Here is a 13063-nt window from a genome sequence, read left to right as displayed (position 1 = left end):
CCGCACTAGAAACTAGTTTTTTAGCTAAATTTCACGAATCCTACTAGAAGCTTTTCGCGTTTTCTTTATTGAAGCCATACTCTTCAAAAAAGGCAGCACGGAACTCTAACAAATTATCATCCATGATCGCTTGACGTACTTGTTTCATCAAATTCAACAAGAAGTATAGATTATGGTAAGACGTTAGACGAATACCAAATGTTTCGTCACATTTGATCAAGTGGCGGATATAAGCTCTTGTGTAATTCTTACAAGTATAGCAATCACATTTTTCATCGATTGGGCGGAAGTCACGGGCATATTGCGCATTTTTCACGACTAAACGTCCTTGTGAAGTCATACATGTCCCATTTCGAGCGATTCGCGTCGGTAGCACACAGTCGAACATGTCCACTCCGCGGATCACGCCATCAATCAATGAATCCGCAGCACCTACGCCCATCAAGTAGCGTGGTTTGTGATCGGGGATCAATGGTGTTGTAAATTCTAGCACACGATTCATCTCAGCTTTTGGTTCGCCAACAGATAAGCCCCCAATTGAATAGCCAGGGAAATCCATACTGATCAAGTCTTTTGCACTTTGTTTACGAAGATCTTCAAATCCAGCACCTTGGATGATACCGAATAACCCTTGACGATCTGGATTCGCATGGGCTTTCAATCCACGTTCTGCCCAGCGAGAAGTCCGCTCAACTGACTTTTTCACATAATCGTAGCTCTCGTCAAATGGTGGACATTCATCAAAACTCATCATGATATCGGAGCCTAATTTGTTTTGGATATTGATTGCTTTTTCAGGAGATAAGAACATTTTTGATCCGTTTAAGTGGTTTTTAAAGTGAACGCCTTCTTCAACAATATTACGCATATCACTTAATGAGAAGACTTGGAAACCACCAGAGTCCGTCAAAATCGGCTGATCCCAATTCATGAATTTATGCAGACCACCAGCTTCTTCCACCAGATCTTCTCCAGGGCGAAGCCATAAATGATAGGTGTTACTCAAAATGACGCCAGCACCCATTTCTTTTAGTTCTTCAGGAGCCATAGTTTTAACGGTAGCTAATGTACCGACTGGCATAAACATCGGCGTCGGAAATGTCCCATGAGGTGTAATCAATTCACCCAGGCGGGCACCCGTATGTTTTTCTTTTTTTATTAAACGATAACGAATGGCAGGTTCTGTCATTCAATTCCCTACTTTCTTTTATATAATCACGTTTGCAACTCCCACCATCATAATCTTTTCAACTACTTTTTGCAAGAGCTTCTCCTTCTCCACAGATTTTTTTAATCTACTTTTTTTGTAAACCTTTCAATAACGATAGATGTTTCCTACAGCAAAATCTGTTCTTCTTTGATATACTAAGACTATCAAAAAAAAGGAGTTGAAAATATGGTATCTTCTGGTGAATTAAAACAACAGGCAAAAGATAGCTTAAAGGGACGTTGGGGACAAGCAATTTTATTAAATTTAATTCCATCTTTAATTGCAATTGCACTTGTTATGATTCTTGTTCTTCCAATCGCACTACTTGTCGCAAGTATGCCTGATACAGCTACAATGATGGAGGAAGCGACAAATACAAGTAGCGGTGGCTCAGGAACCGGTCTATTTTCTAGTATCATCACTGCACTATTCATGAGCGGAATCTCTTGGACCTACCTAGACATTTTACGTGGACAACGAACGAAAATCGAACCATTCAAAGATGCGTTTCGTGGTTTCTCAGGAATGTTCTTTGGTGGCGTGATCTTGTTAGCTTTACTAACAACGATCTTTACTTCTTTATGGGCATTGTTACTTGTTATTCCTGGAATCATTAAAAGTTACTCTTACTCACAAAGCTACTTTATCTACTATGATATCGTGACGGAAACTGGCGAAAAACCAAAAGTATTAGATACGATCACTGCTAGTCGAAAATTGATGGATGGCTATAAAGGCAAACTTTTCTGGTTAGACTTGTCATTTATCGGTTGGCATATCTTAGCACTTGCAACATTAGGTATCGGCTATCTATGGTTGAATCCTTATATCAGCGCGACAAAAGCGGCTTTTTATAATCAATTGCCAAAAAATATCTAAGTATACTCCACTAAAAAAGAGGTCGGAAAAAATTCCGCCTCTTTTTTTGTTGGAAAATAAACGCAAAGAACGAATATTATGCGTCCGCTTCTTCTAGCTCATCTGCTTCTGGTAATTGGTGGAATTTGATCAATTCATTAACTGCGATCGGTACGATTGACAAGATCCCTACTAAGAACCAGTGATTCAAACTAATATGAACTAAACCAAATAATTCTTGCGTGAATGGTAATAAAGCAACTGCTGACGTGATTAGAACTGAGAGAATCGCCATTTCCACTAACGATTTATTCGTTGCTAAGTTCACTTTGAAGATCGATTGACTACTACGAACATTAAAGACATGGATGATCGAAGAGTAAGCCAACACTAGAAATGCTACAGTTTGTCCGACTTCTTGACTGGCATCGACCCAAGGGCTGATCGTATCCACGAAGCTTCCTAAGTAGTAACCGAATAAAGTGACTACCGTGAATATTCCTGCATTGATGGCGATTTTCTTCATTAGACCACGCGCGAAGATTCCTTCATTTTTAGGAATTGGTGCTTCATTCATGATGCCTTCTTCTGCTGGTTCTCTACCAAGAGCAAACCCTGGCAAGCCATCCGCTACCACATTAACGAACAATAATTGAACAGCGGTAAATGGAGCGCCCCAACCAACTAACATGGCAATCAATACGATAAAAATCTCAGAAATATTACAGCTCAACAAGAAGTTGATTGCTTTACGGATATTCTGATAAACGGAACGTCCTTGACTAACTGCATCAACGATCGTCGCAAAGTTATCATCAGTCAAAATCATGTCAGAGGCACTTTGCGCCACATCAGTACCGGTGATTCCCATGGCACACCCAACGTCACTTGCTTTCAACGCTGGCGCATCGTTTACCCCATCACCTGTCATTGCGACCACAGCACCTGTCCGTTGCCATGATTTGACGATCCGGATCTTATCTTCGGGTGTTACTCTGGCATAAACAGAAAGATCTTTGACACGTTCGTCTAATTCTTCATCTGATAATGCTCGAAGTTCAGCACCTGAAAGTGCTTCGTTACTATTGCTCAAAATCCCTAATTCTTTCGCAATCGCACTCGCTGTTACCACATGATCCCCAGTAATCATGACTGTTTTGATCCCAGCTTTCTTCGCACGTTTGATCGCCCCTTTACTTTCTGGACGTGGCGGATCGATCATACCGATCAAGCCAATCAAACTCAACTCTTTTTCTAAGGCTTCAGAAGTGATTTCTTGTGGTTTTTCGTCATATGTTCGATAACCTACTGCGATCACACGTAACGCACGTTTCCCAAAACGGTCATTGACCACTTCAGCTTGCTCAACGTCCCCTGATGTAAATCTTGATGCCAAGACATCAAAAGCGCCTTTTGTAATAGAGATATATTTATCGCCCATTTCATGGACCGTCGTCATCATTTTGCGATCAGAGTCGAATGGGAGTTCATCGATCCTTGGGTATTTTTCTTCTAATTCTTCTTTTGTATGATAGTTTTCCTCGACTGCACGTACGATTGCGGCTTCCGTTGGATTCCCTTTGACGATCAATTCGTCGTCTTCTTTTTCAACGGTCACATCTGTACATAAAGCAGCCATTTTTAAAATTTCCATCGCGCTATTTGTCATCGAATCTTCGACGTCTGTCACTTCATCTTCTTTACTCCAAACACGACGGACACGCATCCGATTTTGTGTTAAAGTACCGGTTTTATCCGAACAGATGACATTCGCAGTACCTAGTGTTTCAACAGCTGGTAACTGACGAATAATGGCATGTTTTTTCGCCATCTTCTGCACACCATAGGCAAGTGTCAACGTAACGATGACAGTTAATGTTTCTGGTACAGCAGCAACGGCTAATGAAATCGAAGTCATGAACATTTCAAGTAATGGTTCACCTTGAAGTTCACCAATCAAAAAGACTAAGGCAGCCGCTGCTAACGCAATCACACTGATTCGTTTTCCTAGTTGGTTCAAGCGAACTTGCAGTGGTGTTTTCTGCATCGTATGGTCATTTAATAATCCGGCGATTTTACCCATTTCAGTCTGCATACCGATTGCTGTAACGATCGCTTTACCACGACCTGCGGCAACGGTACAGCCTTTAAAGACCATGTTTAATTGGTCACCGAGAGAGTCATCTTCTTGACTTATGTAACCTGCGTCTTTTTCGACAGCCTCACTTTCACCGGTTAGAGCTGATTCTTCTACGCGTAATTGTGATGTTTCTACTAAACGAGCATCTGCTGCAATCGCTGATCCTGATTCTAAAATCAGCACATCTCCAACGACTAAATTTTCAGCATCTACTTTTTCTACTTTCCCATCTCTAAGGACCGTAGCGGTTTGTTTATTCATATCTTGGAGAGATTCTAATGCTTTTTCTGCGTTCCCTTCTTGAACGATAGCTAGAACTGAATTGATAATAACGATCGCAATGATCAAGAGTCCTTCGAATAGGTCTCCATGTTCTGTTGCAAATGCGGTGTAAAATGAAATGACTGCGGCAACTAATAAAACAATCGTGGTAAAATCTGAAAGACTTCGTATAAATTTTTTGAAGAGTGATTCTTTGGGGGCTTCTTCGAATTGATTTTTTCCTTGTTGCCGACTTCGTTCCTTTGCTTCACTCATCGACAACCCTTGATCTATATCTACTTTTGTTTCTTCTGCTATTTCTTCTATTGTTTTTTTGTAACTATCCATCCTATACTCCCTTTCTTTTAAAAATGAACGTTATGTTAACGTACGATTTTAGTATAACATCATTTTTTTAATTAATTCAACTATATCGCATATATATATGTAGAGAAAAATTTTTAAATAAAGGACCCTTATCTCTTGCAAGCGCTACCAAAACATGGTATGATTTAACCATAAGGAAGGAGGAAAAAACAAATAGATAGAAGAATTTCTCGATAGAGTAGTATAAGCAAACAAAGTTGTTAGAAGTACAAGTTTCACCTTAAAGAGCATGTGAAGTAACCATTATAAATAGTGAATGCGTATGACTGTTTGAAACGAGAATCGTTCAAAAAAAGAAGTAGTGGGATACGTAACAATTAAATAACATGAACATCTGAAAATTGAATAGGAACAAGAGATGATTCAACTGTTGAAGATGTAAAGAAAACAAGATTTTTTGTTTATCAAGAAGAAATTCAACACCGTACTTTGCATGTTCCATGGAAAGTTACACTAATTCTATTTATTTGTTTCCTTCCGAAGCACAAAAGCCCCGACTAATCGAGAGTCGGGGTCTTTTTTATTTCTTTGAGTTACTTCACAAACATCGCATCGCCAAAACTGAAGAAACGATAACGTTCATCAATGGCATGCTGATAGGCAGAAAGCGTTAGCTCTCTCCCGGCAAACGCACTCACTAACATGACTAAAGTTGATTTTGGTAAGTGGAAGTTCGTAGAAAAGGCTTCAACTACCTTGAACTCATAACCTGGCGTGATAAAGATATCAGTCCAGCCACTATCTGCTTTGATCTCACCATCAAATTTAGTGCCAATCGTTTCTAGTGTACGGATCGAAGTCGTTCCTACTGCCACGATTTTCCCGCCATTTTGACGCACTTGATTCAAGCGCTCAGCTGCCTCTTCGGTCAAACGATAAAACTCACTGTGCATTTGATGTTCTTCAATCTTGTCGACGCTCACTGGACGGAAAGTACCAAGACCGACATGGAGTGTCAAATAGACAAGTTCTACCCCTTTTGCTTTGATTTCGTCTAGTAATTCTGTCGTAAAGTGTAACCCCGCAGTTGGTGCAGCTGCTGAGCCATTTTCTTCCGCATAAACTGTCTGGTAGCGATCTGGATCTTCTAAACGTTCTTTGATATAAGGTGGCAATGGCATTTCACCAAGTGCTTCTAGATTTTCTAAGAAAATCCCCTCATAAGCAAATTCAATGATCCGTCCACCATGATCGAGTTCTTCCTTAACGACTGCTTTTAAGCGACCATCGCCAAAAGTGATCTCAGTCCCTACTTTGGCACGCTTAGCAGGTTTGATCAACGTCTCCCACGTATCGCCTTCCGTATTGGTCAAAAGCAACACTTCTAAATGCGCGCCAGTTTCTACTTTTTCTCCATATAAACGAGCCGGTAATACGCGAGTATTGTTCATCACTAGCGCATCGCCAGGATTTAGTTCGTCAATGATCTCATGGAAATGTTTATCCGCCAGCTCACCTGTTTGGCGATCCACTACAAGTAAACGGGAATGGTCACGGTCTTTCAATGGTGTTTGGGCAATCAATTCTTCGGGTAATTCAAAATCGAAATCTTCTGTTGTTAACATATCGTCACTCACTTTCTCTATTTCGCTCTTTCATTTTACCATTTTATGCTGACAATGCCAAAAAGCAAAAATAGTCTTAATCCATTCTTTTATAATAAATTACGTTATCTTTTCAGATATATTTTATCTACAGAATCAAAAATACCTTATTAATTTAGTTATTTGCCTAATAAATAAATCATCAAATTTGTGTTCCTTAGTTATTTTAGGCATACTAATATAAGAACATTCTTTATGTAAAAAGAAAAGAAGAGGTGCAGTATGATTGAATTTCAGAATGTATCAAAAATTTATAAAGGTGGAAAAATCGCAGTTGAGGACGTCAACCTTTCTTTTGAAAAAGGTGAATTCATCTGTTTCATCGGTACGAGTGGTAGCGGAAAAACAACGACGATGCGTATGCTTAACCGCATGACTGATCCGACTGAAGGTCAAATTTTGATTGATGGCAAGTCGATCCAAGAAATCAACCCCGTTGAACTCCGCCGACAAATCGGCTATGTGATTCAAAGCATCGGCTTGATGCCCCACATGACGATTCGAGAAAATATCACGCTTGTCCAAAAGCTATTGAAGGTCAGCCAAGAAGAACGCAACAAAACAGCCGAAAAAATGATTGATCTTGTTGAGCTTCCACGTGAGATGCTTGATCGGTACCCTCATGAGTTATCTGGTGGTCAACAGCAACGTATCGGTGTCGTCCGTGCGTTAGCAGCGAATCAAGACATTATCTTGATGGATGAACCTTTTGGCGCGTTAGACCCTATTACAAGAGATTCTTTACAAGACTTAGTCAAAGACTTGCAGGAACGTTTAGGGAAAACAATCGTCTTCGTCACACATGATATGGACGAAGCAATCAAACTAGCCAGTCGCATCGCCATCATGAGTGAAGGTCGAGTGATTCAATTTGATACGCCACAAAATATTTTACGTCATCCTGCCAATGAATTTGTCGAGGAATTGATTGGTGAAGATCGTTTGCTTCAAGCGAAACCAGATACGACAAAAGTGGGCGAAGTCATGTTGAACCAAGCCATTACGATCACTCCCGAAAAATCATTGCAAGAAGCGATCAAGCTCATGCGTGAAAAACGTGTCGACACCCTTTTAGTAACTGATAATTCAAATACTTTAAAAGGATTTATCGATGTTGAAACGATTGATAAAAAACGTGGGAAAGTTTCGAGTGTTGGCGATATTTTGAATAAAGATGTTTTCTATGTAAAACAATCTGCTTACTTGCGTGATACGCTCCAACGAATCTTAAAACGTGGTCTGAAATATGTACCAGTAGTCGATGAACAAAATAAAGTCGTCGGTATTTTAACTCGAGCATCGCTTGTAGACATCGTCTATGACGTGATCTGGGGTGAAGAACCATCTATCACAGATGCAATTGGTACGCCGCCCGAAACAAAGGAGGTCTGACCAATGGCCGAATTTTTCCAACAACATGGCGCGGAGATCGTCTCAAAAAGTCTTGAACATCTCTATATTTCAGCAATTGCTTTGATCATTGGGATTGCCGTTGCTGTTCCCTTAGGTGTTCTTTTGACGCGTTTTCCTAAAATCGCAACAATCGTCATTGGTTTGACCAGTGCGTTGCAAACAGTCCCCTCTCTTGCACTATTGGCACTTATGATTCCTTTATTTGGCGTCGGGAAAGTCCCTGCAATCATTGCCCTATTCATTTATTCTCTTTTACCCATTTTAAGAAATACGTATATCGGGATGAAGAACGTGGATTGGAATTACCGCGATGTCGCAAAAGGCATGGGCATGACGAATGTTCAATCGATTTTTTCTGTTGAGTTGCCGATCGCTATGCCGACGATCATGGCAGGCATCCGTTTAGCTGCTGTCTATGTCATCGCCTGGGCAACACTTGCCTCTTATATCGGTGCAGGTGGTTTAGGTGACTTGATTTTTAGTGGCTTGAATAATTATCAGCCCGATTTGATTTTTGCTGGAACGATCCCTGTAACGATTTTGGCTTTGCTTGCGGATTTCCTACTAGGTTTCTTAGAAAATCGGTTAACTCCGATCGCATTGAGAGAGGAGAATGACGAATGAAACGCATCAGAAATAGTCTCATACTCGTAATGACCGTCCTGCTACTGGCAAGTTGTTCCTTCCCAGGATTAGCCAGTAATACGGATGAAGATACGATTTCTATCACTGGCGGGATCACTTCTGAAGCTCAGATCCTCGGAAGTATCGTTGCTGGGATGATCGAACACTATACGGAAAAAAATACGACGATCATCAATAACTTAGCAACGACAACGATCAATCACCAAGCGATGATCAATGGCGATGCTTCGATTTCTGCCGCGCGCTATACAGGGACAGATTTGACGACTACCCTTAATCTGCCACCTGAAAAAGATCCCGCAAAAGCGTTTGATATCGTGAAACGTGAATTTGAAGAACGATACAACCAAACATGGTTCCCTTCTTATGGTTTTGAGAATACGTATGTTTTTCTTGTCCGTAAAGATACGGCGGAAAAATACAATCTAAAAAAAGTCAGTGACTTGAAGAATGTCGCCGACGAACTTGTTGCCGGTGTCGATACTTCATGGATCAATCGTAAAGGAGATGGCTATGACGGCTTCCAAGAAACGTATGGCTTTTCATTTGACTCCATCTTACCAATGCAGATTGGTTTGGTCTATGATGCTGTAGAAGCTGGGCGAATGGATATCGTTTTAGGGTATTCAACAGACGGTCGTATCGCTAGTTATGATCTCGTCATGCTAGAAGATGATTTGAGCTTCTTTCCACCTTATGATGCTGCACCGGTTGTAGACAATCAACTTTTGAAAGACACACCAGGTTTAGAAGAAGCACTCTCAAGGTTAGGCAACACGATCAGCACAGAAAAAATGCAACAATTGAACTATGAAGCAGATAATAATTTGGTTGAGCCTTCTGTCGTCGCAGAGCGCTTTTTAAAAGAAAACCATTATTTTGGAGGGGAGTGATGACGATGGAAAACATGAATTGGTTCCAACAATTTATCTATTATTTTCAAGAGAATGGCACGTACGTCTTTTCGCAATTTCTCCGTCACTTTCTCATTTCGATCTACGGTGTACTTTTTGCGGCAATCGTCGGCATTCCCATCGGTATTCTTATTTCGAGAAAACGGAAATTAGCTAACTGGGTGATTCGCTTTGCCAATATCATCCAAACGATTCCTTCCTTAGCCATGATCTCAATCTTGATGATCGGGTTAGGTTTAGGAGTGAATGTCGTGATCGTTACAGTTTTCTTGTATTCGCTACTACCGATCATCAAGAACACGTATACAGGGATGATCCAAGTCGACAAAAATATCCTTGATGTCGGCAAAGGAATGGGTATGACTGCCAGTCAACGACTCTTTATGGTCGAACTACCACTTTCTGTTTCTGTTATTATGGCAGGTATTCGAAATGCTTTAGTAGTTGCTATCGGGATCACAGCCATCGGTGCATTTGTCGGTGCAGGCGGTTTAGGCGATATCATCATTCGTGGAACGAATGCCACAGATGGTACTTCCATCATCTTAGCTGGTGCCTTACCAACAGCCTTTATGGCCATTATCACCGACTGGGTCTTAGGGATCATCGAACGCCGTTTAGACCCTGCGGCAAAGCATTCAAGATGATGAACATAGAGAATGCATAATTGAACCCAATAGATTTCTATCTTTAAACAATTGAAAACACCGCCAGTTCAAGAAATAAACGCTTGATTTGGTGGTGTTTTTTTACTGAAGTTCAGATTGATAATCATTGACTAAATCTTCTGGTATGTACAGTTCTATATAAACTATAAATAAATGAGTTGCTACTTACTCTGACAATAATGATGAAAAATCAAACACCATATCAATGATTTGTGCCACTTCACCTAACTCAGCGAGAGTGGCTTTCTCTACAAAGCGTACATTTCTCTGCTTTTCCATAAAATCAAATGTTTTGATTTGAAAAGGATTGATATATCCTTGTAGTTTATGACTCTTATCTAATGCAATATAGTTTTTATATTTCGTATTAGCAATTGGACAAACCGCACACATCCCTGTTACTGCATTATAATGGTTCGCACTGACAACAATTGCAGGTCTTCTTTTTTTACTCTCTCTACCTATACTAGGATTGAAATTAATAATCACGAAATCTCCTTGTTTAGGCGTATAGCCATTAATATTATATACCATTAAATAATTTCCTTTCCTACAAGTGAATCCTCAGGAAATCCAGCACTTGCATCAATTGTTTCATCATTTTCAAATGCTTCATCAAAAATATTTTTTTCTTTTTTATAAACGTGATTGTATCGTCTTCCCCCTTAACAGCAATGTACTCAACATTCTCTTCTATACCAAATTTAGTAGGCACAGTCAAAACAATCGCATTCCCTTGTTTCCTAGTCTTCATAATTTTCGCCTCCTATCTATTATCATCATACTATAAACAAAAAATAAATATAACGTGAATACATTTGCGGTTAAATTGAACCCCCACTCCAATATCACATAACCATAAAAGACCTTAGAACACCAAAATACTGTTCTAAGGTCAAAGAATTGTCTCTATATCACATGTGCTTATTTTTTCAGATGATAACTATACGTACTTACAACGATATTCTCACGCCAAGAAAGACGTAAACGTAATCTTAGACTCGTCTGATTATGCAAGATGTTCTGCCATCTGCGATTTGGTACAAATTGTGGAATCAACACTGTCGTCGTGTAATTTTGTTTCGCCGCATTTTTGCTGACTAGATCAACATAGCGCAAAATCGGGTTTTGGATCGAACGATAAGACGAATGGACGATTGAAAGACGAACGTCTGGAAAATGCTTTTTGAATTCTGCTTGGATTTCTTTTTCCTTTTCGATATCCTCATCTAACGATACGTGCATGGCAACGACATAATCACCGATTGAACGTGCATAATTCAATGCCCCCGTATTTACACGTGTAACATTTCCTACAAGCACCAAGACTGTATTCCCTTCATATTCATGCAAATTCACTTCATCTTCTAAACGGAGCTGTTCCGCTACTTTTTGGTAATGATCATGGATTTTATAGAACACGAACATGACGATCGGCATGATGATGAAGAATGGCCAAATATCTCCTAAGCGGTAAACAAATAAAATTGCGATGATAGCATAAGAGATGAATGCTCCAGTAATATTCGCAATGGATTTCGTCAACCACTTTTTGCCCTCTTTCTTCCATTTGATGACCATTCCTGTTTGCGATAACGCAAAAGGAATAAAGACACCGATCGAATACAATGGAATCAATCGTTCCGTAGAACCATTAAAAATAAACAAGAGCACGATAGAACCTAACGCAAGGGTGATGATCCCGTTCGAATAGCCTAAACGGTCTCCACGATCTTGGTACATATGAGGCATAAATTTATCTTTTGCTAGATTATACGCTAAAACTGGAAAAGCAGAGAAACCTGTATTTGCTGCAACCGCCAAAATCAAGGCTGTCGCAAATTGCAAGATATAATACAAGATTCCATGCCCAAACACAGCTTGACCGATTTGAGAAAGAACAGTCACTTCTTTTTCAGGAACGATCCCATACCAATAGTTGATAAACGTGATCCCTACAAAAAAGAAGCCTAAGATCAATGCCATCATCGTCAAAGTCATTGCTGCATTTTTCGCACGTGGCTTCTTGAAGAACGGCACTGCATTACTGATTGCTTCTACGCCAGTCAATGAAGAAGAACCAGAAGAAAATGCTCGTAAAATCAAGGCTACCGATACTCCAGGAACAACTGCGCCTGGAAGAGCTGTCGCTTGTAACGGTACAGCACCAGTCACGATATTGAATAAACCAACAACGATCAATAAGGAGATGACGAGAATAAATGTATAGACTGGAAACAGCAAGAATGAAGCTGATTCTCTCAGTCCACGTAAGTTCAACATCATCAACAAGAGGACGATAGTCACCGAAATCGCTACTTGATGCCCATATAGAGCAGGAATAGCCGAAGTAATCGCCTCTGCACCGGCTGACACGGAAACCGCAACAGTCAGCATATAATCGATCAATAAGGACCCGCCTGAAATCAACCCCGCATTTTTACCGAGGTTCTCACTACTAACAACGTAAGCCCCACCACCGTGTGGATAAGCGTGAATGATCTGCCGATAAGAAAGTGTTAATGAAATCAATAGAATAATGACAAACGCAGCAATCGGCAATGAATACCAGATCGCAGCAGCAGATAACGCAACGAGTACCACAACGATTTGTTCTGTTCCGTATGCAATTGATGACAACGCATCAGAAGATAATAATGCTAACGCGGCAAACCTTGTTAATTTATGGTCATCGTTTTCGGCCGATTTCAATGGCTTACCTACTAACAACCTTTTTAAGTAATCCAATTTCTATGCTCCTTTACACACCTTTTCCCCTTTGAATTACAGGTGTCTTTTTTTATAGTAAACAAGATGTTATAGTACGCCCTTGACCTTTAAATGTCAACAAAATTCGGAAAAAATATCGATAGAAAATAACCAATTTTTTTTAATTCATTTTTCAATCGTTTCCCATCAATCAATCACTTGTTGGCTCTTGTATAGAGGAAAGACGAGCTTAG

The 13063-nt window shown here is 40.1% G+C and carries 10 protein-coding genes and 1 pseudogene; 5 read left to right on the top strand and 6 right to left on the bottom strand.

What is annotated here, in order from left to right; genetic code table 11:
* Positions 1 to 43 precede the first annotated feature (43 nt).
* On the bottom strand, positions 44 to 1189 hold the full coding sequence (tgt, locus tag IGL24_RS01160) for a tRNA guanosine(34) transglycosylase Tgt (RefSeq protein WP_206854354.1): 1146 nt from the start codon (positions 1187 to 1189) through the stop codon (positions 44 to 46).
* Between the two features lie 207 nt (positions 1190 to 1396).
* Between tgt and IGL24_RS01155 the strand changes: the two genes are divergently transcribed.
* Entirely contained in the window at positions 1397 to 2089 is a 693-nt protein-coding gene (locus tag IGL24_RS01155; protein WP_206854357.1) for a DUF975 family protein, read from the top strand.
* 76 nt (positions 2090 to 2165) lie between these two features.
* Here IGL24_RS01155 and IGL24_RS01150 read toward each other — a convergent pair whose 3' ends face one another.
* Positions 2166 to 4817 (bottom strand): calcium-translocating P-type ATPase, PMCA-type, encoded by a 2652-nt coding sequence (locus IGL24_RS01150; RefSeq protein ID WP_206854360.1) that lies wholly within the window; start codon positions 4815 to 4817, stop codon positions 2166 to 2168.
* A 572-nt stretch (positions 4818 to 5389) separates the two neighbouring features.
* Positions 5390 to 6421 (bottom strand): tRNA preQ1(34) S-adenosylmethionine ribosyltransferase-isomerase QueA, encoded by a 1032-nt coding sequence (gene queA, locus IGL24_RS01145; protein WP_207699257.1) that lies wholly within the window; start codon positions 6419 to 6421, stop codon positions 5390 to 5392.
* Between the two features lie 261 nt (positions 6422 to 6682).
* Between queA and IGL24_RS01140 the strand changes: the two genes are divergently transcribed.
* The 4 genes from IGL24_RS01140 to IGL24_RS01125 are packed head-to-tail and all read left to right on the top strand — an operon-like array spanning position 6683 to position 10079.
* Positions 6683 to 7852, top strand: coding sequence for a betaine/proline/choline family ABC transporter ATP-binding protein (locus IGL24_RS01140; protein ID WP_206854366.1), 1170 nt, complete (start codon positions 6683 to 6685; stop codon positions 7850 to 7852).
* A gap of 3 nt (positions 7853 to 7855) precedes the next feature.
* A complete protein-coding gene (locus tag IGL24_RS01135) occupies positions 7856 to 8497 on the top strand; it encodes an ABC transporter permease (RefSeq protein ID WP_206854368.1) in 642 nt (213 codons plus the stop codon).
* Positions 8494 to 9411 (top strand): osmoprotectant ABC transporter substrate-binding protein, encoded by a 918-nt coding sequence (locus IGL24_RS01130; protein ID WP_206854370.1) that lies wholly within the window; start codon positions 8494 to 8496, stop codon positions 9409 to 9411. The genes IGL24_RS01135 and IGL24_RS01130 overlap by 4 nt, the downstream gene beginning before the upstream one ends.
* Before the next feature lie 5 nt (positions 9412 to 9416).
* Positions 9417 to 10079: an ABC transporter permease gene (locus tag IGL24_RS01125; protein WP_277989370.1), complete on the top strand. Its 663-nt coding sequence runs from the start codon at positions 9417 to 9419 to the stop codon at positions 10077 to 10079.
* A 186-nt stretch (positions 10080 to 10265) separates the two neighbouring features.
* Here the strand turns inward: IGL24_RS01125 and IGL24_RS01120 are convergent, their stop codons facing one another.
* The 3 genes and pseudogenes from IGL24_RS01120 to IGL24_RS01110 all read right to left on the bottom strand — a co-directional run bounded on the left by IGL24_RS01120 (position 10266) and on the right by IGL24_RS01110 (position 12848).
* Positions 10266 to 10634: a type II toxin-antitoxin system PemK/MazF family toxin gene (locus IGL24_RS01120; RefSeq protein ID WP_207699258.1), complete on the bottom strand. Its 369-nt coding sequence runs from the start codon at positions 10632 to 10634 to the stop codon at positions 10266 to 10268.
* Positions 10634 to 10854: pseudogene (mazE, locus tag IGL24_RS01115) on the bottom strand (type II toxin-antitoxin system PemI/MazE family antitoxin). Before mazE ends, IGL24_RS01120 begins: the two are co-directional and overlap by 1 nt.
* A gap of 170 nt (positions 10855 to 11024) precedes the next feature.
* The gene (locus IGL24_RS01110) at positions 11025 to 12848 is read right to left on the bottom strand and encodes an APC family permease (protein ID WP_206854374.1); all 1824 of its coding nucleotides are present in this window, start codon (positions 12846 to 12848) and stop codon (positions 11025 to 11027) included.
* Between the last annotated feature and the right edge of the window lie 215 nt (positions 12849 to 13063).

The sequence above is a fragment of the Enterococcus sp. DIV2371 genome (assembly GCF_050498525.1).
In the GTDB taxonomy this organism is placed as follows: domain Bacteria; phylum Bacillota; class Bacilli; order Lactobacillales; family Enterococcaceae; genus Enterococcus_B; species Enterococcus_B mangumiae.
This window is presented reverse-complemented; position numbering and strand designations above follow the sequence as displayed.